Below are 24,357 nucleotides of genomic sequence, written 5' to 3'. Positions count from 1 at the left end.
CCTCGTTTGATAGGGCCATGCAAATGAACCGGTGAAACACCTTTGGCGATGGACCATCAAACAACGTTGTTCGACTTTGCAGAATCCGGGGTCATTCAAGAAAGCCCCATAACTGCGTGACCTCCGCCACACTGTTTCACTTACTTGAACTTTGACGGATGGGATAACCCGGTATGTGTGCCACTTTGGAACACGGACCCGCCGGAATTGTTGCTGCGGGAAACAAATTCTTTGCTGATAAGCCGATAAGTCATTAAGTCGTTAAAAGGACAAAGCCCGGTCCGGGCACGGATTGTTGCGAAAGAATCCGTGCCCAAACCGGGCAGTCAACGGGCTACGCGGACAGCTCCACGGCTATGGCAGCTCCAGTCCGGGCGGACTTCTCCGCCGCGTCGGCCAGGATCAAGGCAGCACGGCCGTCCTCGAAGCCGGGGCTCCGGGAGGGAAGGCCGCGGACCGCGCGGAGGAACTCGGCGACTTCCAGCCGGTACGCTTCCGCGTAGCGTTCCAGGAAGAAGTTCTGGTACGGTCCTGCCCCCTCGACGGACCGGGCACCCCAATGCCGCACCAGGCTGTCGTTCTTGTTGGCCACCTGGAGCAGGCCGGTGGATCCGAAGGCCTCGATGCGCTGGTCGTAGCCATACGCGGAATGCCTGGAGTTGAAGATGGTCACGAGTTCGTCCTTGGAACCCCGGAGGGTGACCACGGTGGAATCGAAGTCGCCCGCCTGCCGGATGCCGTCGCTGAAGACGTTGGCACCCCGGGCCGAGACCTCCACGATGTCCGGAAGGAAATAACGTGCCACATCCAGGTCATGGATGGTCATGTCCCGGAAAATTCCGCCGGACTGGGGCAGATAGGCTGCCTGGGGCTCCCCTGGATCCCGGCTGGTGATGATCAGCTGCTCCAGGGCACCGATCTCGCCGGCCCCCACACGCCGCCTGAGCTCCACGAAGTGCCTGTCAAAGCGTTTGTTGAAGCCCAGGGCGATCGGCACATCCGTGGCAGCCGCCTTCGCCCGGAGCGCGTCAACCCGCCCGATCTCCAGGTCGATGGGCTTCTCGCACAGCACCGGGATGCCGGCGTCGATCGACTGTTCGATCAAGTCCACGTGGGTGGCCGTCGGCGAAGCGACAATGACGGCATCGACTTCCCCGGAGGCAAACACTTCCTCCGGATCATCGCTCACGCGGCCTCCGAACTCGGCGGCCGTTCGCTTGGCACCCTCAATGAAGGGGTCGCACACCCAGGCCAACGTTGCTTCGTCGAGTGTTGCAAGGCTCATGGCATGCACTTGACCGATCCTGCCGGTCCCGAACAGGCCAACCCTGATCTGTTGCGTCATTGCAGGTCTCCAGATGTTGAAGTGGTTTATTGCTCGATCTTCTGCCGGCCCAGGCGCGCATAAACATCCGGGCGCTTCGAGCGCAGGAAATAGGCGTAGATAATTCCGCCAATGAACAAGGCGAAAGTGAAGGTCATGAAAATGGCCGTCATGACCATGGAGCCGCCGATCAGCTCAGGGTAATTCGCGATTGCCAGGTAGGTAATCAGGCCAAGGAAGATCACACTGACTATCGGCGCCACAATGGTCTTCCATACGGATTCCGGAGCGAAACTGCGGCGGCGGACAAAGTACACCAGCACGGCGAAGCTTGTGATGAACATCAGGAGCAGGACAGAGAACGTGCCGCTGCCACTGGCGATCGGGTAAAGGGCCTCGGGAGCAACTCCCACCAGAGTGAACACCACGGTGGCCACAGCCCAGACAAGGCCCACGCCCACTGCCGAAATGTAAGGGGACTTATGCCGCGGGTGCACCCGGCCCAGGGCCTTCGGAAGCGCGCCGTCAGCGGCAAGCGAGAAACTGTACCGCGCAGCGATGTTCTGGATGGAAAGCATCGAGGCCAGGATAGAGGTGATGAGCAGGACCACCCCGATGTCCGCGAAGATCTTGCCCACCAACGCAATTGCGCCGTCGTTGAACAGGTTCACGGTATTCGCCTTGGCTTCTTCCTGGACGTTGTCCGCTCCCAGGAAGGCCGTGTATGCCCAGGCGGCAACCGCGTAGAACAGGCCAATGCCGACGACGGCCAAGTAGGTTGCCCGGGGAATGGTCCGGTCCGGATTCTTGACCTCGTCGCGGTAAATGACTGTCGCTTCGAAGCCGAAGAAGTTGCCAACAGCGAAGAGCAGCGCGAGGCCCAATCCGGCGTCGGTTATCCACGGCATGGAGAATCCGACCCCTTGGGAAACGTCACCGGAAGCGAACGCGGCGACGTCGAAGATGATGACCACGGCGGATTCGAGCAGCATGACGACCGTCAGTACTTTCGCGGACAAGTCGATGCGGTTGTAGGCCAGCAGGGTGGTGACGGCAATGATGCCAAGCCCGTACCAGTACCACGGGATGTCCGGGCCGCCCAGGGTGTTTACCACGAAGCTCTGCAGCGTCAGGGCAAACAGGGACGGCGCAAAGAAGCCGATGAAGACATACCCCACCAGGGCCAGGAGGGCCCCGCCAAGACCCGCAGGCTTTCCAAGGCCCGCTGTGACGAAGGAGTAAAAGCCGCCGGGCGCTTCGACACTCCGGCTCATCTTGACGAAGCCTACCGAGAAGATCAGCAGCATCAACGTCACCAGGAGGTAGATTCCGGGAGCGGTGTGGCCGCTGAACAGGAGCATCACAGGCAGGGTGCCTGCAACGGTGGTCAGCGGGGACGAGAAGGCGAGCACGTTCATCACGAGCTCGCCCACCCCCATGTTGCCGCTGAGCTTGTGTTCCTGGGTCTGGGTAGGCGCTATCGGCTTCCCTTTTGTTGAGCTAGACATGTAATCCTCGTCACGAAATTTAGAGTGCTGAATCACACTACCGACGCGGATTGTGGGAGCACTGTACCAGCTTGGGACACCGTATTTGGAGCGGTTCCGCCCAGCTTTTTCAGGTCGACGACGTCGTTCAGCGGCTGGCCCGTTTTCCACTGCTGGAGGTTCTTCGCGAAGCAGTCCACCACACGGCCCCGCCATCCAATCAGGTCCCCGGACGCATGGGGCGAGACGAGGATGTTGCTGCGGCTCCACAGCGGATTTTCGGCTGCCAAGGGCTCGTTCTCGAAGACATCCAAGGCCGCAGCGCCCAGGTGCCCCGCATCGATCGCATCGAGCAGGTCCTGCTCCACCACCACGGCTCCACGACCCACGTTGACCAGGCGGGCACCCGGACGCATCTCGTCGAAGCGGGCCGCGTTGAACAGCCCACGGGTTTCCTCAGTGAGCGGGACGGTGAGCACCACGTCCTGGGCCTCGCCGAGGAGCACATCCAGCTCGTCGAAAGAAGCAATCGCTCCGAGCTGGGCGTCGTCCCGGGCAGACCGCCCTACGACGGTCACATCCATTCCCGCAGCACGCAGCAGCAGCACAGTTTCGCGCCCCACCGGACCCGGTCCTACCACCAGCACCTTGCGGCCCAGCAGCGGCTCGGTCTCCCGATGCTGCCACGTCCGGGCCTGCTGCAGCTCGATGGTGCGGCGCAGGTCCTTGGTGAACATCAGCAGCACGCCCAGGACCCACTCGGCGATGGGGCGTTCACAGACACCCCGCGAGTTGCTGACCACGATGTCGCTGTTGATGATCTCCTGGGTCATGAGGCTGTCCACGCCGATGCTGGAGGTGTGGATCCAGCGCAACTCCCCGGGTCCCACCTCGCGCAGCAGCTTGGTGCGGAAGTCGTTGAGGAACAGGATCTCCGTTCCAGGCAGCGCGGCACGGAACTCTTCCGCCGTCCGGACCACCACCACGTCGGCGTCATCCTTCAGGCGCTCTACGGGAGGCACCGGACGGCCCTCCTGGACAATAACAATCACTTTAGGTCGTGACACGCTTGCTTCCTCCTGGTTGGTCGTCTTCGTCATTGCGGCCTCCTACCAGCCGCCTTGCCAGCCACTCATCAGGCCGTAGGGCAGCCGCTGGGGCTCCTCATCCGGCAGGCCCTTGAGGAAGTCGAAGTCGCAGCCTTCGTGCGCTTGGTTGACGTGGTCGATGAACAAGCGTCCATAGCCACGCCGGTACTTGGGCTCGGGCAGCTTGAGCTCCGCCAGCCTGGCCTCGATTTCTTCCTCGGGGAGGTCCAGGTCCAGCCGCTGGTTCTCGACATCCAGCACGATCGGATCGCCGTCGCGGACGATCGCCAGCGGACCACCTACCGCGGCCTCGGGCGAGACATGTAGCACGGTTGTGCCAAATGCGGTGCCGCTCATGCGGGCGTCGGAGATGCGCACAATGTCGCGGATGCCGCGGCGCAGCAACTTCTCTGGGATGGGCAGCATGCCCCACTCCGGCATGCCGGGCGCGCCGACCGGACCGCTGTTGCGGAGCACCAGGACCGAGTCCTCGGTGATGTCCAGGTCCGGATCGTCGATCCGCCGTCCGAGATCGTAAATGTCGTCAAAGACAATTGCCGAGCCCTTGTGCTGCAGCAGGTCTTTGGAGGCGGCGCTGCGCTTGATCACGGCACCGTTGGGGGCCAGGGAACCACGGACGACGGCGATGCCTCCTGAGACGTCAAAGGGCGTCTCGAGTTTACTGACGACGACGCCATCCGGCTCGGGTGCGTTACGGTAGCCCTTTTCGAGGGACTCACCGGTGACCGTGATTGCATCCTTGTTCAAGAGTGGTGTCAGTTCCTTGAGAACGGTGGAGATGCCGCCCACCTGGAACAATTGCTGCACCAGGTACTCACCGGACGGGCGGACGTTGACGATCCGCGGGGTCCGCTGGGAGATTTCATGGAAACGGTCCAGCTGCAGTTCGTAGCCAACCCTCCGCGCCAAGGCCAGGAGGTGGACCACGGCGTTAGTCGAGCCACCCACGGCCATGAGGAGCGTGATGGCGTTGTCGAACGCTTCCTTGGTCAGGATTTCGCTGGGCTTCGGGCCCGACACGGCCATTTCCACCGCCCGGCGGCCTGTGGCTTCCGCTGCCTGCCCGCGGCGTGAATCGACGGCCGGAATGGACGCAGTGCCGGGCAGGCACATGCCCAGGGCTTCAACGAGGGACGTCATGGTGGACGCCGTGCCCATTTCGCTGCAGTGTCCGGCGGAGGGCTTGGCCGCGGATTCGAGCTCGTCAAAGTCGGCCTCGGTGATCTTGCCTGCACGCAGCTCGTCCGCGTACTTCCACGTGTCCGTGCCAACGCCCAGCTGCTTGCCCCGGAAGTGCGCCGGCTCCTGGGGGCCGCCGGTCAGCATGATGGTGGGAATATCGGCGCTGGCGGCGCCCATGAGCTGGGCAGGAACAGTCTTGTCGCAGCCGCCCAGCAGCACGATCGCATCCAGCGGGTAGGCCCGGATGGATTCTTCCACGTCCATGGCCATCAGGTTGCGGAACTGCATGGCGGAGGGCTTCATGAGGCTCTCGCCCAGGGAGATGGTGGGGAACTCCAGCGGCAAACCCCCGGCCATCAGGACGCCGCGCTTCACGGCCTCGGCCAGCAGCTTGAAGTGGATGTTGCAGTTGACCAGCTCCGACCAAGAGTTGGCAATACCAATGACCGGCCGGTCCTTGATGGCGAAGCGCGAGAAGCCTTCGGCCTGGATCGCGGTGCGGTGCACGAATCCCGTGAGGTCGTGCGGCGCGAACCAGCGTGCGCTGCGGAGATCGTTGTAATTCGACTCGGACATATCCTTCAAAGCTCCTTGGTTTGTGCTCGTTGTAAAGACGTGGGTGAGGCCAGCTACGCGGCGGACGTGCCGCCGTCGAACGCCATGCTGGTGCCGGTGGCGAAGGTGCCTTCGACCGCCAGGAAGTAGATGGCTGCCGCCACTTCTTCCGGATCGGCGAGGCGGTTGAGCGGCACGGTGCTTTCCTTCTGCTGGAGGGCCAGGACGGGGTCCGGTTCGGACTCAAGTCCTGACCGCAACATGGGGGTATCGATGGGGCCCGGGCACACGGCATTGACTCGGACATGGGGCGCCAGTTCCACGGCGAGCGCCTTGGTGAGTCCCACGACGCCGGCTTTGGCGGCGCAGTAGTGGGCCAGCCCGGCGACGCCCATGGTGGCGAGGTCCGACGCGACGTTGACGATTGCCCCTCCCCCGGACCGGCGCAGGTGGAGCCCCGCTTCCCGGGCGACGTAGAAGGTACCGGAGAGGTTGGTGTCCAGGACCTCGCGCCAGCGGTGCTCGTCCAGGTCTTCGAGCGGCGCGTAGCCGGCGACCCCCGCGGCGTTGATTGCCACGTCGAGCCCGCCGAGGGAGTGGATCGCTCCCCGGACACCGTTCCGGACCGATTCGGCGTCGGCGACGTCGGCAACCACCTGGCGCGCACCGCCGTCGATCTCCTCCGCAACCCGTTGCAGCTCTCCGGCGCGGCGCCCCAAAAGGGCCACCCGCGCACCCCGCGCTGCGAAGAGTTTTGCGGTCGCTTCTCCGACGCCGGACGTCGCGCCTGTGACGAGCACCCGCAGGGGTTCCGTTCGATTCCACGTGCTGCGGTCCATCATCGTCGACAGGCTCCTCTTTCTTGGCGTTACTGGACTAGTACGTTCTACTCAAACAGCCGGAGGCCTTCGCCGGATGTCTCAGATTGAGACACAGCGCACACTCCTGGCGTCCATAGGCTGATCCGCAGATGCCGCCTTTCTGTGCGGCACAGCACCGCCGGAGAGCGGCACAAACTAAGGAGTCCACTTTGGAAGACCAGAACCGCATTGGCGTTGGCCTCATCTCGGTGGGGTGGATGGGGCGCCTGCATTCCCGCGCCTACCTCGCCACCAAGCAGTTCTTCCCGGAACTGCCGCGCCACCCCGAGCTTGTGATCGCCGCAGACCCCGACGACGCCGGTCGTCACCACGCCGAGGACGCGCTCGGTTACAAGGAAACGGCCACCGATTACCGGAAGGTGCTGGAGAACCCGGACGTCGACGTCGTCTCCATCTGCTCCCCCAACTTCCTGCACCACGAAATCGCCCTGGCCACCATCGAAGCCGGCAAGCATTTCTGGATCGAGAAGCCCATGGGCCGCAGTGCCCGGGAATCCAGGGAGATCGCCCAGGGCGCCGAAGCTGCCGGGCTGATTACCTCGGTGGGCTTCAACTACCGGCACACCCCGGCCATCGCCGAGGCCCGACGGTTGATCCGTTCCGGGGCGCTGGGCAAGGTGACCAACGTGCAGATCCGCCTGCTGACCAGCTACGCCTCGGACCCGACCCAGGTGTTCACTTGGCGCTACGAGCAGGCGCGCGCTGGTTCCGGCGTCCTGGGCGACATCCTGAGCCACGGTTTCGACCTGGCCCAGTTCCTGGTTGGCCGCATTACCTCGGTCAACGCGGTCACGGAAACCTTCATCAAGGAACGTCCGCTGCCGGCCGGAACGTCGTCGAACTCCTTCGACAAGGGTGAAGCTTCGGATGTGACCCGTGAGGTGGAGAACGAGGACTACACGGCCATGCTTGCCCGGTTCGAGGGTGGTGCAGTGGGCATGTTCGAGACAACGCGCGTGGCGATCGGCCCGCACGCCGAATACATTGTGGAGGTTTACGGAACGGAAGGATCCGTCCGCTGGAACTTCGAGCGGATGAACCAGCTGGAGGTCGCCACGGACCGCAGTGGTTACCGGACCATCATGACGCCGCCGTCCTACGGTGAGTTCGGGCGCTTCCAGCCGAATGCCGGCCCTGGCATTGGGTTCAACGATCTGAAGACGATCGAGGCTGCGCTGTTCCTGCGCTCCGTCGCCGAAGGCAAGCAGCTCGGCCCCTCTGTGGCCGATGGTTGGTCGGCATCGGAGCTGGTTGATGCCTCGCTGCGCAGCGCAGAGTCTTCAGCTTGGGTGGAGGTCCCGGAAGTCACAGGGAACACCACGTACGGGGCCTAGCTTTCCAGGGCAAAGAAGGAGGCCGGATCAGAGTGATCCGGCCTCCTTGTGTATCAGGACCTACTTCGCGAAGCGGAACAGCTTCTTGTTGGCGAATTCCAGCATGCCCACCTTGCCCAGTTCGCGGCCGTACCCGGACTTCTTGACGCCACCGAACGGCACGTCAGCACCGCTGAGGTCGTACGCACCCACGAACACCATGCCGACGTCGAGCTGGTTACCGACGCGCTCGGCGCGTTCAACGTCGTCGCAAATCACGACCGAACCCAGGCCGTACGGCGAGGAGTTGGCCAGCTTGATCGCTTCGGCGTCGCTGCTGACCTTGTACAACTGGGCCACGGGACCGAACAGTTCTTCGCTGTAGACGTCCATGGACGGCGTGATGTTGGTAATCACGGTGGGGGTGAACACGTTGCCCTGTGGCTCGTTGTTGCCCACCAGGATCTCGGCGCCCTGATCCAGCGCGCCTTGTACCTGGGAAGCCAGGAACCTGGTGGCCGAATCCGAGGACATCGGACCGAAGTCGCCGTTCTCGTAGGACTGGCTGGCGATGGCAGCCTTGAACTTCTCCGAGAACTCGTCGAAGTACTTGTCCAGCACCACGATCCTCTTGGAACCGTTGCACGACTGGCCAGTGTTGCCCATGCGGCCCATGACGGCCTTCTTCACCGCAAGGTCCACATTGTCCGTATCGAGCACCAGGAACACGTCAGCGCCGCCAAGCTCCAGGACGCACTTCTTCAGCGCGCGTCCGGCCTGCTCAGCCACGATCGCTCCCACCTGCTCGGAGCCGGTCAGCGAGACACCCTGGACGCGGTCGTCCGCGATCATGGTGGAGATCTGCTGGTGCGTGGCGAAGAGGTTGACGTAGGCGCCCTCCGGGAAGCCTGCATCGCGGAACAGTTCCTCCAACGCCAGCGCCGACTCCGGGCACTGGCTGGCGTGCCGGACGATCACCGTGTTGCCCAGGATGATGTTGGGAATCGCGAACCGTGCCACCTGGTAATACGGGTAGTTCCACGGCATGATGCCCAGGATCACGCCGAGGCCCTGGTAGCGGAAGAAGCTCCGCAGCCCGTCGGCTACCTCCAGTTGCTCATCGGCCAACCATTCTTCGGCGTGCTCGGCGAAGGCGGCAGCGATGGAGCCGGAGAACTCGGCCTCGCCAGCGGCCTTCTGTAACGGCTTGCCCATCTCGCGGTTGATGATGGCGGCGAGCTTGTCCTTGCGCTCAACGAACAGCTCCGCGAGGCGTTTGGCCAGGGCAGCGCGCTCGGCGACTGTGGTGGTGCGGGACCACTCCTGGTACGTCTGCTGTGCGGCGCTGAGCCCGGCTTCCACCTCTGCGTCGGTGGCTGCAGGGTACTCGGCGTGGATGGTTCCGGTGGCCGGATCAGTAACGGCAAATGCGCTCATGATGAATGCTCCTTGGTCTATTAATCCCGTAAAAGAGACGGGCGGGACCGCTGGATGGAGCGGTCCCGCCCGGTGCGCTTAGCGCGTTTCAGGTGCGGTGGTGGCAGCGTAGAAGCGCTGGCGCTCACGGCCCTTGAGGTGCTTTGCAGCACCCTCCAAGGTGGCCGGCCGCTCCGAGGTCATCGGAGCTCCGACGTCCCAGAAAGCGCCGTTGCCGGACAGGTAGCGCCACGGCTCCACCCGGGCGACGATCACTGCGGGACCCTCGGCTTCCTGCGCCTCGGTGAGGGCGGCAGAGAACTCCTCGACCGTCGTCGTGGACCATGCCGCACAGCCCATGCTGGCCGCGTTGGCGGCGATGTCGAACTCAAGTACCGCCCCGTCCAAGCGGCCGGACTCCTTGCTGCGTTCCCGGTACTGGGTGCCGAATTCGCGGCCCGGACCACCCTTGGCAACCTGCAGCGGCCAAATGCACTGGTGGCCGCGGTTGTCGATGACGATCGTGATGATCTTCTTGCGTTCCTGGACGGCCGTGACCAGTTCAGTGGGTTGCATGAAGTAGGTGCCGTCACCAATCAGGACGTACACCTCGCCGGGCGCGTCATCGCGGGCAATCCGGTAACCCAAGCCTGCGGGGATTTCGTGGCCCATGCAGGAGTTGGCGTACTCGAAGTGGATCTCGGTGCCGTTGGACGGGTCCCAGGCCTTGTGGATGCCTTCGACCACACCGCCGGAACCCAGGATCAGGGCGTCGTCGCTGGTGGTGCGTTTGTTGAGGACGTCGATCACCTGCGCCTGGCTCATCAGTTCGCCGGCGAAATCCTGGAGGTCGTGCTTGCGAACTTCCAGCGTGGCCTTGCGTGCGTCCGCGATGTCGCTGCGGAACTCGTCCGACGTCGAGTACCCGACGGCGGCGAGCCGCTCCCCCAGGGCGGCCAGGTTCAGCTTGGCGTCGCCGATGACGGGGAACGAGCCCATCTTGTGGGCGTCGAACGAGCCCACGTTGAGGTTCACGAATTTCACGTCCGGATTCTGGAACAGCGAGTGCGAGGCAGTGATGAAGTCCTGCAGGCGCGAGCCCACGGTAATGACGCAGTCGGCACCATCGGCGATCTCGTTGGCGCCCACGGTTCCGGTCACGCCCAGTGCACCGAGGTTGAGGTCGGTGAGGGGCCCACTGCCCTTGCCCGCGTAGGTCTCGGAGACCGGGATGCCGAAGCCGGAGCTGAAACGCGCCAGTTCTTCCTGCGCCTTGGAGTAGCGGACGCCGCCACCGGCGATCAGCAGCGGGCGCTTGGCGTTGCGGATGATTTCCGCGGCGTCGCGGAGCTCGTCCTCAACAGCCGGACGACGGCGGATATGCCAGACGCGCGGGGTGAAGAAGGACTCCGGGAAGTCGAACTCCGTACCCTGGATGTCCTGCGGCAGGCAAACCACCACGGCACCGGTTTCCACGGGGTCGGTGAGGACGCGCATGGCCTCCGGGAGCGTGGACAGCAACTGCGCAGGGTGCGTGATGCGGTCGAAGTAGCGGCTGACCGGGCGGAAGCAGTCGTTGGCGGACACGTCGCGTTCCACCGGGTGCTCGATCTGCTGCAGCACCGGGTCACCGAACCGGTTGTTGATGATGTCGGCCGGGAACAGCAGCACGGGGAGGCGGTTGGTGGTGGCCGTGGCGGCACCGGAGACCATGTTGGTGGATCCCGGGCCGGCGGAGGCCGTGCAAGCCAGGGTGGCGGCACGGTTGGAGGCCTTGGCGAAGCCGATGGCCGCATGGACCATGGATTGCTCGTTCTTGCCCTGGTAGTGCGGGAAGTCCACGCCGTACTCATCGATGCCCTGGGCCAGGCCCACGGAGTTGCCGTGCCCGAAGATGCCGTACATGCCGGCGATCAGGCGGCGTTGTTCGCCGTCGAGTTCGCTGTACTGGACCTGCAAATACTCGATGATCGCTTGTGCGACAGTGCGGCGGCGGACGGCCTTTTTATCGGCTGCGATATTGACCTCGGTGCCGATATCAGCAGCGGCTGTGCTAGTCATGCGTTCTCCTAAATTCGTAGGTGCGTCGGCATTTGCAAACCGATTCGCCCGAACATCAGGTTTTCACCGGGGAGAGGCAAAGTAGTGTCCCAGTTTGGGACGCGGCCACCTGTCCGGACACGAAAAAACAGCAGCCGACGGCGGTACGTTCGTACCGCCGTCGGCTGCTGTTGGTTTTTGCTTGTCTTAGTCGAAGCGGTAAGGCTCCTGCGGTCCCACGGAGGGCAGCGGCCGGGGCCGCTCGCAGGTGCTTTCGATCGCGATGTGCTTGCCCTGCTCCGAGGATGCCTCGAAGGCGAGGAGCACTTCCAGCACGTGGTAGGCAAAGTCGCCGCCCGTGCGGGGTTCCACGCCGTTGCGGATGGCGTAGCCGAATTCGGCCAGGCCGATGCCGCGGTAGGCGTCGTCCCGGTGGGTGATAGGCGTTTCGCGCCAGTCTCCGCCGCCGGGCGGCGTCATGTCCAGCGCGAGGTCGCCCGGCTCGCCGCGGCGCAGCACGGGAGCGCCGGAGAAGTGGTCCGGGTTCGGTGCGGCCAGGGAACCACCGGTGCCGTAGATCTCCAGGTGCGGCAGGTTGTGGTTCCAGATGTCCCAGCTGACGATCACCGTAGCTGTGGCGCCGGACTCAAAATCGAGGGTGCCCGTGACGTGCGTGGGGGTCTGGATCTGGATGACTTCGCCGTCCTTGCCCGGGCGGGGACGGGTTTCGGACGAACGCGGCGTGGTCGCGGAGACGCGGGAAACGGGGCCGAAGAAGTTCACCAGGTTGGTGATGAGGTACGGTCCGATGTCCAGCATGGGGCCAGCGCCGGGGCTGTAGAAGGGGTCCACGTTCGGGTGCCAGTGCTCGTAACCGCGGCAGGCGAAGGAGGCGAAAGCCGCAACAGGCTCACCGATCCAGCCGTCGTCGATGAGCTTGCGGCTGGTCTGCATGCCGGAGCCCAGGAAGGTGGTGGGCGCGGAGCCAACCTTGACGCCCGCTTCCCGTGCCGCGTCCAGGATCTCCTTCGCTTCCTCAAGGGAGGTGGCGAAGGGCTTCTCGGAGAGGACGTGCTTGCCGGCCGCGATGGCCTGCAGGGTCACCGGGGCATGCAGCTTGGGCGGCGTGAGGTTGAGGACGAGTTCCACGTCCTCGTCCGCCAGCAACTCGTCGGGGGTGAGTGCTTTGGGAACGTCGTACTCGGCGGCGCGCTTCCGCACGGCCTCGGGGTTCACATCCGCGAGCGCCACGATGTCGACGTCAGGGTGGACGCCGATCTTGTCCAGGTATTGGTTGAGGACGTTTCCGACGCCGATGATGCCGACTCGAATGGGTTCCATGTGAATCTCCGTTTAATGATGGTTGGAACATCCCGGGGCGAGGATACCTCGCCCCGGGATGTGTTGCGATAGCTGTCGTTTAGCCGGCCAGGCGTTCCTCGCGGGTCTTCGCCGTGGCTGCCTCGTCGATGGCACCATCGGTGATGACCACGCCGTAATGTGCCGCCGCTGCTTCGAGCGTCACGCGTGACTCCCGGTAGTCGTCGAGCACTGCCAGGACGTCGCGTTCCAACGGGTCGCCGTAGCCGCCACCGCCGGGGGTAATGGACACAACCTTTTCGCCCGACTGCAGGTCGTAGCGGCCCACCACGGGAATTTCACGACGTTCGCCGGTCTTGAGGTCTTCCACCCAGGCAGAGGGCTCTGCGCCGTCGTGGCCGCCGCGGACACCCTTCGGCGGGTTGATCTTGCCCTCGATGCCGTAGGTGAGGGTGACGCTCTCGCCGCGGGGCTCCATGGTGACGCGAGTGGCGAGTCCGCCGCGCTGGCGTCCGGCTCCGCCGGAGTCGGCCACCAGGGTGCGTTCGTGGACCAGGATCGGGTAGCGCTGCTCGTCCACTTCCACGCTGTCGTGGTACAGCAGGGCGCCACACACGGGGCGCTGGTAGGTGGGCCAGCCGTCAACGTACGGCGTTGCCGGGCCGCCGACGCCGCCCACCAGGATCTGGTTGACGTAGGGGTTGCCGTTGCGTTCGTCCGTACCGGAGATGACCGACTTGGCGGGTGCCTGGCCGGCCGCGCCCTCGGCGGTGCCGTAGCCGTCGTCGATCTGGGAGAAAGCGGCCTGGACGATGTTGACCACGCGGTCAGCGAGGTTCGTGGTGCCGGAAGAGCAGGAGTACGGGTGCTTGGGAACACCGACGGCGCAGCCGTCGCGCAGCAGCACCTCGACGCGGCGGAAGGTTCCGGCGTTGCTCGGCAGGTTCTCCGGGATGCCGGAGAGGATGCCGGCCAGCGCGGCGCCCGTGGCCGTTGCCTTGGTGAGGTTCAGGCCGTTGGGGAGGTTGTCCGGGTTGTCGCGCAGGTCGATCACCACCTTGCCCTGCTTGGGCTTCACCTCGAGGGTTGCCTGAAGCTGCACGCCCTCCGGGCCGGTACCGGGGAACGGATCGTGGGCGGAGGTGCCGTGGAGGACGTACTCGGGCAGCTTCTCGATCGCGCTGGCGGTGAGGCGCTCGGAGTAGTCGAACCAAGCGTCCACGAAGTCCACCAGGTCATCCACGCCGAACTTTTCAGCGAGTTCGTGGATGCGGCGCTCGGCGATGCGCGAGGCGCCGACGGAGGCCAGGTAGTCGCCGTACCACTGGTCCGGAACACGGATGCGGGACCGGCACATGCGGATGATGTCATCGATGTCCGTGTAGTCGCGCTGGATCCGCACGCAGGGGAAGATCAACGCGCCTTCCTCATACACGTCCCGCGCGGTGGCGAAGAACGTGGTGGGAAGCGAGTTGCCGCAGTCGGCCTGGTGGGCCTTGGTCACGGCGGTGAAGAGGTGGCGGCCCTGGATGAAGATGGGCACCAGGATCACGTGGTCCGCTGCGTGGGAGTTACCCATGTAGGGATCGTTGTGCAGGAACGCGTCGCCTTCGCGGATGTCCTTGTGCAGTTCCACCATGTCCTCGCCCAGCGGGCCGGCACCGAAGACGTGCACCGGCACACCTTCGGCCGCGGCGAGCAGCTGGTTGTCCGCGGTCAGCACGGCACAGGAGAAGTCGCGGGCCGTGTTGATCACGGACGAGCGGGCGGAGCGGAGCAGGCCGCTGGTCATCTCGCGGACAATGCCGTCGAATGCGTTGGCAAGGACCGAGAGCTTTACGGGATCGAATTCGCGGGTCACGGTTACGCCTCCTTACGGGTGAGGTAGATGTTGGATCGTTCATCGAGCGTCGCGTCCCATTCCGGCGGTACGACGATGGTGGTGGTGGGCTGGTCGATGACGGCCGGTCCCACGATCTTGTCGCGCGGAGCGAGCGTCACGCCGCGGTAGCGCTGGGTGCTGAAGGGTTCGCCACCGAAGACGATGCTGTCCGTGCGGTGGATTTCCGCGGTGCGGCTGAGTTCGCTTTCGGACTTGGTGTGCTCCGGACGCGGGATCTCCACGCGGACACCCCAGGTGATGATCTCCACGCGGCTGTCCGGATCGTGGGTGCCGTTGCGGCGGTCGTGCTCTTCGTGGAAGGCGCGCTCAATGATGCCTGCCGCGTCGCCGGAGGTGTCCGGGGCGGCGTCGAGGTAGACGCGCAGGTCCCAGGCCTGGCCGGGGTACCGGGCATCCACGAAGTAGGTGACCTTGGGCGCCTCGCCTACGCCATCGAAGCGCTTCACGAAGAGCTCAGCCTTGGCTGTCAGGTCCTCCACGGCGCGGGAGGCCGAACCGGCGTCGAAACTGCGGGTGTCGTTGTGCAGCGGGGAGAGGAACTCGGTGGCGATCGGGGCGCGGTGGGCGCCGTAGGCGGCCAAAACTCCGGCAGTCGCCGGGATGAGTACGGTGTCGGCTTCCAGGAGCCTGCCGATGATCGCTGCGACCATGGCGCCTGCGCCACCGCCGGCAACAATGAGCGCGCCCCGGGGATCAACGCCCTGTTCGAGGGCAGACTGGCGGATGGCAGTGGCCATGTGGTTGGCGGAGACATCCAGGATGGCCTGGGCTGCCTGCAGGGTGTCCATCTTCAACGGCCCGGCGATGCGGGTGTCGATGGCCTTGATGGCGGCCTCGCGGTTCAGGGTGAAGCCACCTTCGAAGCCCTCTGTGTCGAGGTAGCCGAGCGCCACGCAGGCGTCGGTGACGGTTGGTTCTTCGCCGCCGCGGCCGTAGGCTGCCGGACCGGGGGTACTGCGCGCACTCTGCGGGCCGACGCGGAGCAGCCCGCCGCCGTCGATCCATGCGATGCTGCCGCCACCGGCGCCGATGCTGGACACGGCGACGGAAGACAGGCCGGTGAGGTGACCGACGAACGGTTCGCCCAGCCAGGCTTCGCGGGTGTGGCGGACCACGCCATTCTCCACCAGGGACACATCGAAGGTGGTGCCGCCCATGTCGCAGACAACCACGGTGTCGTGGTCTGGAGCAGCCGCCGCGCCCACCAGCGGTGCCATGGACGGGCCGGAGTTCAGCAGCAGGACGGGGCGGTCCAGGACGTCGGCGACGTCGAGGACGGCACCTTCGGACGTCACTACCAGGAGGTCGCCCGCGAAGCCATATTCCTGGAGGTCCGAGCGGAGCTTGCCCAGGTGGTCGGCCATGAGCGGCTTCAGGGAAGCGTCGATCGAGGCTGCCGAGGAGCGGCGGTATTCGCGGATGGTGGGGTTGGCCGCGTTGGAGAGCGTGTAGGGAACGCCCGGGAGGATTTCCTTGATCAGCTCGGCAACCCGCTTTTCGTGGGCGTCGTTGATGATGGACCACAGGAAGGAAACGGCAACGGCTTCGATGCCCTGTTCCTTGAAGGAACCGAGGACTTCGCGGACCTGCTCTTCGTCCAGCTCCACCAGGACGTCGCCCTCGGCGGAGATGCGCTCGGTAATTTCGAAGGTCAGCTGGCGGGGAACGTAGGGCGGCGGGTAGGCAGCCTTGGAATCGAAGGCGTCGCGGCGGCCACCTTCGCGGAGCAGCAGGGTGTCGGCGAAACCGTCCGTGGTCAGCAGCGCTGTTTTGGCGACCTTGCCGGTGAGCACTGCGTTGGTGGCGTGGGTGGTGCCGTAGACAATGACGTCAGCGTTGCGCAGGACGTCGTCGCCGCTCCAGCCAACGGACTCGGCCGCGCGGCGAACCGAGGCTTCGAAGCCGGTGAACACGCGGTCGTAGGTGGTCAGCGCCTTGCCGACTGCCATGTCACCGCTGTTGGAACCGACCACGACGTCGGTAAAGGTACCGCCGGTGTCGACGGCGATGCGGTACCGGGCCTCGCCTGGTTGTGTTTGTACATCACTCATGGCTTCATTACTTTCGTAGAGCTTGCAGGGGGTTAGAGCTGGGGCTTGCCCACGGTGTTGCGGAGCAGGCCTACCTTGTCGATGTCGATTTCCACCGTGTCTCCCGGTTCCAGCCAGACAGGCGGGTTCCGCTTGGCACCGATGCCCTGCGGGGTTCCTGTGGCAATGACGTCGCCGGGTTCCAGGGTGAGGAAGCTTGAGAGGTAGGAGACGATCCGTGCGATCGGGAAGATCTGGTAGCTGGTGTTGGAACGCTGCACTTCGATGCCGTTCACGCGGGTGGTGAGGTCCAGGTTCTGGGGATCGCCCACTTCGTCCAGGGTGACCAAGGCCGGGCCCCACGGGGTTGACCTGTCAACGGCTTTACCTGCCAGCCACTGGGTGCCGCGGTATTGCAGGTCGCGGGCAGTGACATCGTTGAGCGGGGCAAGCGCGGCAACGTAGTTCAGCGCTTCTTCTTCGGTGACTTCGCTGGCCTTGCGCCCGATGACTACTGCCAGTTCGCCCTCGAAGTCGAGGTTTTCGCTGACCTTCGCACCGCCGATCTCTTCGTCGGGTCCCACCATGGTGGAGGCGAACTTGGCGAAGACGTCCGGGTACTCCGGGAACGCGCGGCCGGTCTCGGCGACGTGGTCCTTGTAGTTCAGGCCGATGCAGAGCACCTTGGAGGGGTTGGGCACCGGCGTGGTCAGGCGGACATCGGCCCGGGCACCCACGTGGGCTTCCGGATCCTGGCCGGCCAAGGCGCTGACCTCGGCGGAGATGGCCTCCAGCCGGTCACCGTAGAGTTCCAGGAATTCCCGGACGGACGTGGTGGCTCCGTGCACTGCCTCTTTGGAGCTTTGAAGGAGCAGTTCCAAGTCGTAGACGGTGTCATCAATCAGGACGCCGCCGCGGATCCCGGATTCGTGTTCGTAGGAAACGATCTTCATGGTTACTTGGCACCTTCCGTAGTGGGAGCGTCCGAGGCGACTGCCAGGACGGCGTCGGCCAGGCGGTCGGTAATATCGGCCACCACCTTTTCGTCCATGGGCGTGGACAGGGACAGCAGGTTGGCCGGGGAGCCGAGCAGGCCGCGCTCGTAGGAGGCCCACCACAACTTGTGCTGGGTGTGCTCGTCCACTTTCTCCGCACCCGCAGGAACCGCGCGGAGGAGCGAGCCACGGCCACGGATCTCCCAGCCGGCGTCGGCAATCCTGGCGTTGACCGTTTCGCGGGCGGTGTCACCCAACTGGTTCAGGCGCGTGACCTCATCCTCGGTGTAGAGGCGCAGGGCCACGGAACCGGCGGCCATGCTCACCGGGTTGCCGGAGAACGTTCCGCCGTGCGGCAGGCTGCCCGGACGGGTGGGGTCCACCTCGGCCATGAGCTCGGCCTTGCCGCAAACAGCACCAACGGGGAAACCGCCGCCGATGAGCTTTCCCGTGGTCAGCAGGTCCGGGGAAACTCCATACTCACCGCTGAAGCCGCTGTAGCCAAGACGGAGGCTGATGACCTCGTCGATGATCAGCACAATGCCGTAGCGGGTAGCCAGTTCCCGGGCGGTCCGGACGAACTCCTTATTGATCGTGAGGAGGCCGGCACGGTTGGGCAGCAGGTCCAGGATGATGGCGGCGTACGCGTCCGGAGCGGCTTCAACCGCCTGGCGCAGGAAGTCGACGTCGTTCAGCGGCACCGCGGTGACGTCGTCGATCACGCCGCGGGTCACGCCGCGCTGGTAGGACGGTCCGCCGGGAACCAGGGCAACCTCGGACGTTCCGTGGTAGCCGCCCTTGGTGACAATGACGCGTTCACGGCCGGTGCTGGCCCGGGCGATGCGGATCGCGGACATGACGGCCTCGGTGCCGGAATTCGCGAAGCGGACCTGGTCCAGTTCGGGAAGGCGGCCGAGCAGGAGTTCGGCGAGTTCCCATTCGTAAAGGTTCGGGATGCCCCAGCTCGCCCCGGTGGTGAGGGCCTTGGTGGCGGCCTCGGTAATTTCCGGGTGTGCGTTGCCGTGGATCAAGGAAGTGAAGTTGTTGTTCGCGTCGATCAGTTCACGGCCGCGGTCATCCCACACCCGGTAGCCCTCGCCCTTGATGGCGTAGGGGCTGGGAGCGCCGGTGTAGTACGTGGACCGGCCGTAACCGCCGGGCAGCAGCGGGAAACCGCGGGGCCCACGGCGCAGGTGCGGATCTTCCACAGGGTTCTGCAAGGCAGCGAGGTCTTCCAAATGGTTGGTGGTAGCCAAGTCAGGTTTCTCCAGTCTCTTCAGTTCACAAGTCGTTTCAGTTCACGCGTCTTTTCGGTTGACGAGGTCGATAAGTGGCTGGCCGGTGAGCGCAAGGCGGACCCGTTCCACTGCGCCGTCCTGCAGTGCGCCCGTCGACCGGTTGGAACGCCAGGCAATGTGCGGTGTGAGGATGGCGTTCGGCGCCGTGCGCAGGGGGTGATCGGCAGCGAGCGGCTCCTGCGCGAAGGTGTCGATCCCGGCGCCTGCGATGTGTCCGGAGACCAAGGCCTCGGCGAGCGCGGCCTCATCGATGAGCCCGCCGCGGGACACGTTGACGATCACGGTGCCCTTGCGCATCGAGGCGAGGACTCCGGTGGAGATGAGGTTCGCCGTGTCGTCGTTGAGCGGCAGGTGGAGGGAAACGACGTCGGAATTCTCCAGGATGTCCTCCAGGCCGGCCATCTCCACGAAGCTGTCCGTGACGAAGGGATCGTAGGCGCGGACCCGGGCGCCGACGGCCGAGTACATGCGGGCCACGTGCTGGCCGATGCGTCCCATGCCCAGGACGCCGACTTCCAGTTCGGAAAGGACTGGGGTGTCGTAGCCGATGGTTCCGGCCCAGCCGAGGTTGTCGATCGCTGCGTTGCCGGCGGGCAGGCGGCGGGCCAGCGCCAGGCCCATCGCGAAGGCGTGGGAGGCAACTTCCTCCGACGCCGTGCCGGGAACGATCGAGACCGGGATGCCCGCTTCGGTGGCCGCGGCAACGTCGATGTTGTCGTAGCCGATTCCGTACCTGATCACTGCGCGGCACTTGGCCATCAGCGGGAAGTCCGCCGCAGTGAGCTTGGCGTAGGGCGTGATCATCACAATGTCGGCTTCGGGAAGCCCTTCACGGAAGGCGTCAGTGTCTGCCGCGGGGTTGAGTGTGTAACCGAACTCCTCCGCGAGCGCGTGCTCACGGTCCAGGTCCGGGAAATGGTGAGGGGCCACAAGAATGGTTCCCTGGGCATCGCGGGTCATAGTCAGTCGTCCTGTTCGTGTTGGTACCCTCGGTCGCTGCCGGACACTCCTTGGACGGGTGCCGGTGTCGGGTGATTTCCAGTACAACGCGATATCGGTGAGGCCATCCGTGCCAGATCGAGACACCTCGGTGGGACACTGTCCCAGCGATCATGCGGGGCAGGGCGTTCCGCCGTCGTCCGCGCAAAGCGGCCACCCGCCGTCGGGCCTTCCTCCGCCCGAGGTTCGCCGGGCAACACAGGCGGCCACCCGCCGTCGGGCTTTCGTTTTTGGGCAGCGCGCACCAGCCGGCCCCTCAGGAGCTCGGCTGCTGCGTGACGCGTGGAATCAGAGGTCGAAGCCGCGGCTGCGGAAGTAATCCATGCGCCGGTACAGGGTGGAGCGGCCAATCTGCAGGGTTTCCGCGGCCAGGCTGCGGTTGCCTTTCGCCTCCTGCAGGGCAGTGCGCAGTTCGCTGAGTTCGGCGTCTTCGAGGCGCGATAGCCGGCCCTTCGTCAGGACACGATGGAATCCCTGGGGAAGGTCGTCGACTGTCACCTCGGCACCTTCTGCACGTTCGACGGCGTTGGAGACCACCGCGCGCAACTGGTCGATGTTCCGGGGCCAGTCGGCATGGGTCAGGGTAGTGATGAGCCTGCGGGACAACCGCCGCTCCCCCAGTTCTCCAGCGATGGCGTTGGCCAGTTGGGGGATGTCCTCGCGCCTGTTGCGCAAGGGCGCCACGGAGACCTCAAGGACATCGAAAGCCTCCGAAAGCAGGAGCGTGGCATCCGTGGGGCGGGTGACGGTGAAGATCAGTTTGGTGGTGGCGTTGCCGCGGAGGTTGCGGGCAATCTCGCTGGCTTCGTTCTGGGAGAGCTCATCGGCGTGTTCAACGATCAGCGTCGCGGGAAGCTCGGTGGCCACCCGGTGCAGGACATCCCTGAAGCTGGCGTTCCTGAGGTCTCCGTTGCGGGCATCCACCACCATCTGCCCGCCGCGCAGGGACGCGATGGCACCGGCGAGCCGCAGCTTCCCGCTGCCGAGCTCACCGATCATCACCACGGACCTGTCCTGGTCCACGGCTTTCCGGGCCAGGTTGAGGGTGCGTTTGAACTCCGTGCTGGTGCCGTCAACGTGCTTCAGCAGCCGTTCCGCGGTCCCCTGCGGAACAGAGGCCAACTGGAGTGGCGCGCTTGAGGGGGTGACGGCGCGGTCCTTGGCCGGGGCATGCGGCCGGACCACGACGATGGCCCCGACGTTCGCCGCGGACAGCGTCACAGGGGAAATCTCCAACGTGGACAAGCCTGGCCCTTGGAGCATGACTTCGCAGTTCATCTCGCGACCGGAGGACATCACAGCCTTGGCGTAACCGGAGACGATCGAGAAATCACTGTCTACCAGCGTCGCCGTCGCCGACGCGTTCTGGAGCGAGTTCTTGCCGTCGACGGCGATCACGGCCCGGTTGCCCCGCCTGCGCGAAATCCTGAGGTACTCGCTGAGGAGTGCCCGCTCCTTGGATGACGTACGGACCTCGATGTCCCGCTCGATCCGCGATGCAACGCCTTCCAGCATGAGCAGGGTGGACGACGGTTCCAGCGTGCTGACACGGTTTGCAGGGAGCGTCAGCCCGATCACGGCCCGCACACGGTTATGGAACGGGTCCCGGACCAAGGAAGCAAAGCACCAGTTGCCGCGCATGTCCTCACGGAAGTGTTCTTCCGGGGCAAGCCAGACGCCGCGCCCTTCTTCCAGGGCCAGGCCTTCGCCGTTGCTTCCGCAGCTCTCCTCCAGCAGGGAGTACCCGGCGGGGAACCCGTCATCCCGCAGGAAGTTGGCCTTGACCAGCACGCCGTTGGGGGCGGTGATGTTGACGTAGCCGCCTAGGTCGGCGGCCACTTCATCCAGCTTCTGCAGGTGCGGGCCGGCCGCAGCGATCGTGTACTCGTCTACCCGCCCTTCGTCGTAGAACCCGCGGTCGGCGAAGGCATCGACGCCCGCGGCACGGCTGCGGTACCAGGAGCGGGCGATCATGGGCCGGATTCCGCTGAGGTCGGCGTGCGGTTGCATGAGGAAAAGTTCGCGGACGCGGTTGGTTTCACGTGGGGTTTCGTTCGGCCACGGCGACAGTACTTCTGCAGACATTGGAGCAGGTTCTCCCTGTGTATGTGCGGTCAGGATGCCAGTGCCGGGCCGGTGCCGCCTGGCGTGGTCTTTCGCGGGCGCAGCCACCGGGGCAGCTTGGGACGGAATGCTTGCTCAGCCGACCACCCTTCTTGGGATAAGGCGTTGTCCTCCAGCGCCCGTGCGCCGATGTACGCGGCAACCATTCCGGAAAGACCGCTTCCGAGGATGACGTTGCTGTTCCGAGTGGCCCCCAGGCTCGTGTTTTCGGTGACCATTGCTTTTCTCTTCCCGCTCAAACGCTTTGAGATGCACCGGCAGCGGTACTGCCTGATGCCATTTCCAGCGTACCTAACTAACAGACGTTAGGGAAGAGTTTTCCTGCCTTCAAGCGAACAAAAGCTAACGACTGTTAGGATGGCCAATTATGAGCGACAGGTCCTACGAATCCGCCTCCCGCGCCTTCGAATCGCAACTGAAGGAATGGAACTGGACAGGCCAAAGGGCGGGCCGGCAGAACATCCTTGAAGCGTTCCTGGAGCTCGCCATAGCCAACGGATTCAATTCCGTTTCCATGCGGACCATCGCCAACGCCGTCAACATCAAGCCGCCGAGCCTCTACTCGCACTTCCCGGACGGCCGGGACGAGATCGTTGCCGAATCACTGCGCTGGCACTTCCACCGGTTCGGCGTCGCCCTGCTCGAAGCCGTTGCTCCGGCGGACAATGCGGAGGAGTTCTGGGATGCCATGGTCAAACTCCACTTCACCAGGCAGGTAAGGCTCCCGGAGAGCAATCTGTGGGATCTCCTGGTTGCCACAGACAGGATGGCGGGAGTCCTGCCCAAGGACCTGCGGGCCCAGGTTGATGACTGGGTCACCCTGCACGAGGAGATGTACATCGCGGCGGCGCGGGACATGGGCTGCCCCGACGCCGAGGAACACGTCCGGGTGGTGGCCACACTCCTTGAAGGTGCCACCCGCTGGGCCCCCCGCGATTGCACCGATGCCGAACTGGAGGTGTTGGCGGACCGCGCCGTCACGCTTTCACGGGCGATCCTGGCAGTGGATTTCCAGCGCGCAAGTAAGTAGGCATCGGGGCCACCGCCGCGGGCCGCCGCCGCGGGGCCCTAGCTTTCTTCTTCCCGGGCCTTCCGGGTGGCCCGTTCGTTGGCCTTCTGCAGTGCTTGAACCAGCTGCTCTTTGTCCATGGTGGAGCGGCCTTTGATGTCCAACTCCTTGGCCCGCTGGTACAGATGCGCCTTGCTTGCATTCGCATCCACTCCACCGGCCGTCGGCGCCGGGGTGTCAGGTCCGCCCGCCGCCCGGGCATCCGAGGGGCCGCGCTCCTCCTTCGGTTCCCAGTGGTCCCCCACCTTCTCATAGCTGTGCTTCAACGACGAGAAGGCCGTCTGCGCCGCCCGGCGCTGGTCGCCGTCGTAAGTTTCCATCGCAGCGTCGTACGTCTTCGCGAAGGTGTCTTGGGCCTTCTGGTCCGAACGACGGATCGTCGACGGCAACTCGCCCTTGAGCGCATGCCCGGCCTTACCGGTCTTTGGCATCGGACTCCCCTCCTTGTATCAGGTATGTGCGCCAGTCTAGGCGCGCCCTCCGATGCGCACGAGGCTCCGGCCGTGCGGTCGGAAAGACCACGACGGCGGCAGGCGCGTCCGCGGGTTTCGCCAGGTCGGGCGCTTGGCGCCGTAGTGATCGAGGGCGCGTTTGCGCGAGGCCGTCAGGTGAGCGCGGCCTTGATTTTCAGCAAGTGGGCCCGGCTCTCGTGAACTGCATCAGGGGCGTTGCGCTCGGTTATTGCTTGCAACAGGTCTGCGTGCACCTTGTGGTCTGCGTCGTCAGCGTGATTCTTTCTGATGTGGAGCAGTTCAATCATCGCGTGCCGGAGCCGCGGAGTGAACCCGTCGAACAATTCGGTGAGGATCGGGTTGTGGGCAGCTGCGACGATCGCGCGGTGAAAGGCGGTGTCCGCATCAACAAGCTGCACCGGGTCATCGCGTTGCTGATCACGGAGAGCAAGGGCGCGACGGATCGCGGATAGATCGGCCGGGGTACGGCGTTCTGCTGCCAGTGCTGCAGCTTCCGTCTCGATGGCAATGCGGGCTTCCACCACTGCGACGATATCGGCACGGCGAAGCACCTCATCCCACTCGTCCGAGACATCCAGCGCGGTGACGAAAACGCCCGCGCCCTGCCGTGAGTCGAGCACGCCACGCCCCGCCAGTTGACGGATGGCCTCGCGGACCGTGGAACGCCCGACGCCGAGCTGCGGGGCCAAGGTCGTTTCTCCGGGCAGCCTCTCGCCGAGCTTCCACTCCCCCGACTTCACCCGCTCAAGGAGGATTTCTGCGGCCTGATCTGCCAGCGAGACGCGCTTGACCTGCGCCATAAAAGTTTCCTTACTACTCAGCTTGTCTGAGGTGTTGTG

Annotated in this window: 19 protein-coding genes; 2 read left to right on the top strand and 17 right to left on the bottom strand. The window is 64.8% G+C overall.

Translation table 11 applies throughout. From position 1 onward, the window contains the following. Nucleotides 1-334: 334 nt before the first annotated feature. The 5 genes from iolG to ACIQT2_RS12255 are packed head-to-tail and all read right to left on the bottom strand — an operon-like array spanning nt 335 to nt 6,499. Nucleotides 335-1,345 (bottom strand): inositol 2-dehydrogenase, encoded by a 1,011-nt coding sequence (gene iolG, locus ACIQT2_RS12275; protein WP_402946691.1) that lies wholly within the window; start codon nt 1,343-1,345, stop codon nt 335-337. 26 nt (nt 1,346-1,371) lie between these two features. After that, nucleotides 1,372-2,832: an APC family permease gene (locus ACIQT2_RS12270; RefSeq protein ID WP_402946689.1), complete on the bottom strand. Its 1,461-nt coding sequence runs from the start codon at nt 2,830-2,832 to the stop codon at nt 1,372-1,374. Nucleotides 2,833-2,864: 32 nt separating this feature from the next. Then, nucleotides 2,865-3,911 carry a D-2-hydroxyacid dehydrogenase gene (locus ACIQT2_RS12265; RefSeq protein WP_402946687.1) on the bottom strand — a complete coding sequence of 349 codons (1,047 nt, stop codon included), beginning with the start codon at nt 3,909-3,911 and terminating at the stop codon, nt 2,865-2,867. 9 nt (nt 3,912-3,920) lie between these two features. Continuing rightward, nucleotides 3,921-5,678, bottom strand: a complete 1,758-nt coding sequence (locus ACIQT2_RS12260) for an IlvD/Edd family dehydratase (protein WP_402946685.1) — start codon at nt 5,676-5,678, stop codon at nt 3,921-3,923. Between the two features lie 53 nt (nt 5,679-5,731). Beyond that, entirely contained in the window at nt 5,732-6,499 is a 768-nt protein-coding gene (locus tag ACIQT2_RS12255) for an SDR family NAD(P)-dependent oxidoreductase (protein ID WP_402946683.1), read from the bottom strand. Nucleotides 6,500-6,687: 188 nt separating this feature from the next. On the opposite strand from ACIQT2_RS12255, the gene ACIQT2_RS12250 reads away from it, so the two are divergent. After that, a complete protein-coding gene (locus ACIQT2_RS12250) occupies nt 6,688-7,872 on the top strand; it encodes a Gfo/Idh/MocA family protein (RefSeq protein ID WP_402946681.1) in 1,185 nt (394 codons plus the stop codon). A gap of 60 nt (nt 7,873-7,932) precedes the next feature. Here the strand turns inward: ACIQT2_RS12250 and ACIQT2_RS12245 are convergent, their stop codons facing one another. The 10 genes from ACIQT2_RS12245 to ACIQT2_RS12200 all read right to left on the bottom strand — a co-directional run bounded on the left by ACIQT2_RS12245 (nt 7,933) and on the right by ACIQT2_RS12200 (nt 22,194). Beyond that, a complete protein-coding gene (locus ACIQT2_RS12245; RefSeq protein WP_402946679.1) occupies nt 7,933-9,288 on the bottom strand; it encodes an aldehyde dehydrogenase family protein in 1,356 nt (451 codons plus the stop codon). Nucleotides 9,289-9,366: 78 nt separating this feature from the next. Next, complete coding sequence (iolD, locus tag ACIQT2_RS12240; RefSeq protein ID WP_402946677.1) at nt 9,367-11,328, bottom strand: 3D-(3,5/4)-trihydroxycyclohexane-1,2-dione acylhydrolase (decyclizing); 1,962 nt, start codon at nt 11,326-11,328, stop codon at nt 9,367-9,369. Between the two features lie 186 nt (nt 11,329-11,514). After that, nucleotides 11,515-12,648, bottom strand: a complete 1,134-nt coding sequence (locus ACIQT2_RS12235; protein ID WP_402946675.1) for a Gfo/Idh/MocA family protein — start codon at nt 12,646-12,648, stop codon at nt 11,515-11,517. A gap of 79 nt (nt 12,649-12,727) precedes the next feature. Then, nucleotides 12,728-14,488: a hydantoinase B/oxoprolinase family protein gene (locus tag ACIQT2_RS12230; protein ID WP_402946673.1), complete on the bottom strand. Its 1,761-nt coding sequence runs from the start codon at nt 14,486-14,488 to the stop codon at nt 12,728-12,730. Nucleotides 14,489-14,490: 2 nt separating this feature from the next. After that, a complete protein-coding gene (locus tag ACIQT2_RS12225; RefSeq protein ID WP_402946671.1) occupies nt 14,491-16,581 on the bottom strand; it encodes a hydantoinase/oxoprolinase family protein in 2,091 nt (696 codons plus the stop codon). 32 nt (nt 16,582-16,613) lie between these two features. Then, the gene (locus tag ACIQT2_RS12220) at nt 16,614-17,513 is read right to left on the bottom strand and encodes a fumarylacetoacetate hydrolase family protein (protein WP_402946669.1); all 900 of its coding nucleotides are present in this window, start codon (nt 17,511-17,513) and stop codon (nt 16,614-16,616) included. 2 nt (nt 17,514-17,515) lie between these two features. Next, a complete protein-coding gene (locus ACIQT2_RS12215) occupies nt 17,516-18,811 on the bottom strand; it encodes an aspartate aminotransferase family protein (RefSeq protein WP_402946667.1) in 1,296 nt (431 codons plus the stop codon). A gap of 42 nt (nt 18,812-18,853) precedes the next feature. Then, complete coding sequence (locus tag ACIQT2_RS12210; protein ID WP_402946665.1) at nt 18,854-19,813, bottom strand: C-terminal binding protein; 960 nt, start codon at nt 19,811-19,813, stop codon at nt 18,854-18,856. Nucleotides 19,814-20,140: 327 nt separating this feature from the next. Further along, complete coding sequence (locus ACIQT2_RS12205) at nt 20,141-21,937, bottom strand: sigma-54-dependent Fis family transcriptional regulator (protein ID WP_402946663.1); 1,797 nt, start codon at nt 21,935-21,937, stop codon at nt 20,141-20,143. Between the two features lie 29 nt (nt 21,938-21,966). Further along, nucleotides 21,967-22,194 carry a hypothetical protein gene (locus ACIQT2_RS12200; RefSeq protein ID WP_402946661.1) on the bottom strand — a complete coding sequence of 76 codons (228 nt, stop codon included), beginning with the start codon at nt 22,192-22,194 and terminating at the stop codon, nt 21,967-21,969. Between the two features lie 149 nt (nt 22,195-22,343). Here ACIQT2_RS12200 and ACIQT2_RS12195 point away from each other — a divergent pair, with 149 nt between their 5' ends. Beyond that, the gene (locus ACIQT2_RS12195; protein ID WP_402946659.1) at nt 22,344-23,006 is read left to right on the top strand and encodes a TetR/AcrR family transcriptional regulator; all 663 of its coding nucleotides are present in this window, start codon (nt 22,344-22,346) and stop codon (nt 23,004-23,006) included. A gap of 38 nt (nt 23,007-23,044) precedes the next feature. Here ACIQT2_RS12195 and ACIQT2_RS12190 read toward each other — a convergent pair whose 3' ends face one another. Together ACIQT2_RS12190 and ACIQT2_RS12185 are read right to left on the bottom strand one after the other, a co-directional pair. Beyond that, a complete protein-coding gene (locus ACIQT2_RS12190) occupies nt 23,045-23,476 on the bottom strand; it encodes a ChaB family protein (protein WP_402946657.1) in 432 nt (143 codons plus the stop codon). A 173-nt stretch (nt 23,477-23,649) separates the two neighbouring features. Continuing rightward, nucleotides 23,650-24,318 (bottom strand): FadR/GntR family transcriptional regulator, encoded by a 669-nt coding sequence (locus ACIQT2_RS12185; protein ID WP_402946655.1) that lies wholly within the window; start codon nt 24,316-24,318, stop codon nt 23,650-23,652. Nucleotides 24,319-24,357 lie beyond the last annotated feature (39 nt).

The organism is Paenarthrobacter sp. NPDC090522 (assembly GCF_044769225.1).
Taxonomy (GTDB): Bacteria; Actinomycetota; Actinomycetes; order Actinomycetales; family Micrococcaceae; genus Arthrobacter.
Note: the sequence above shows the minus strand (reverse complement) of the source record. Positions and strands in the feature narration are given on the sequence as shown.

What these genes read in the sequence shown, in the direction of transcription:
- iolG (WP_402946691.1), bottom strand. Translation starts at nt 1,345, where the DNA reads ATGACGCAACAGATCAGGGTTGGCCTGTTCGGGACCGGCAGGATCGGT.
- ACIQT2_RS12270 (WP_402946689.1), bottom strand. Translation starts at nt 2,832, where the DNA reads ATGTCTAGCTCAACAAAAGGGAAGCCGATAGCGCCTACCCAGACCCAG.
- ACIQT2_RS12265 (WP_402946687.1), bottom strand. Translation starts at nt 3,911, where the DNA reads ATGACGAAGACGACCAACCAGGAGGAAGCAAGCGTGTCACGACCTAAA.
- ACIQT2_RS12260 (WP_402946685.1), bottom strand. Translation starts at nt 5,678, where the DNA reads ATGTCCGAGTCGAATTACAACGATCTCCGCAGCGCACGCTGGTTCGCG.
- ACIQT2_RS12255 (WP_402946683.1), bottom strand. Translation starts at nt 6,499, where the DNA reads ATGATGGACCGCAGCACGTGGAATCGAACGGAACCCCTGCGGGTGCTC.
- ACIQT2_RS12245 (WP_402946679.1), bottom strand. Translation starts at nt 9,288, where the DNA reads ATGAGCGCATTTGCCGTTACTGATCCGGCCACCGGAACCATCCACGCC.
- iolD (WP_402946677.1), bottom strand. Translation starts at nt 11,328, where the DNA reads ATGACTAGCACAGCCGCTGCTGATATCGGCACCGAGGTCAATATCGCA.
- ACIQT2_RS12235 (WP_402946675.1), bottom strand. Translation starts at nt 12,648, where the DNA reads ATGGAACCCATTCGAGTCGGCATCATCGGCGTCGGAAACGTCCTCAAC.
- ACIQT2_RS12225 (WP_402946671.1), bottom strand. Translation starts at nt 16,581, where the DNA reads ATGAGTGATGTACAAACACAACCAGGCGAGGCCCGGTACCGCATCGCC.
- ACIQT2_RS12220 (WP_402946669.1), bottom strand. Translation starts at nt 17,513, where the DNA reads ATGAAGATCGTTTCCTACGAACACGAATCCGGGATCCGCGGCGGCGTC.
- ACIQT2_RS12210 (WP_402946665.1), bottom strand. Translation starts at nt 19,813, where the DNA reads ATGACCCGCGATGCCCAGGGAACCATTCTTGTGGCCCCTCACCATTTC.
- ACIQT2_RS12205 (WP_402946663.1), bottom strand. Translation starts at nt 21,937, where the DNA reads ATGTCTGCAGAAGTACTGTCGCCGTGGCCGAACGAAACCCCACGTGAA.
- ACIQT2_RS12200 (WP_402946661.1), bottom strand. Translation starts at nt 22,194, where the DNA reads ATGGTCACCGAAAACACGAGCCTGGGGGCCACTCGGAACAGCAACGTC.
- ACIQT2_RS12195 (WP_402946659.1), top strand. Translation starts at nt 22,344, where the DNA reads ATGAGCGACAGGTCCTACGAATCCGCCTCCCGCGCCTTCGAATCGCAA.
- ACIQT2_RS12190 (WP_402946657.1), bottom strand. Translation starts at nt 23,476, where the DNA reads ATGCCAAAGACCGGTAAGGCCGGGCATGCGCTCAAGGGCGAGTTGCCG.
- ACIQT2_RS12185 (WP_402946655.1), bottom strand. Translation starts at nt 24,318, where the DNA reads ATGGCGCAGGTCAAGCGCGTCTCGCTGGCAGATCAGGCCGCAGAAATC.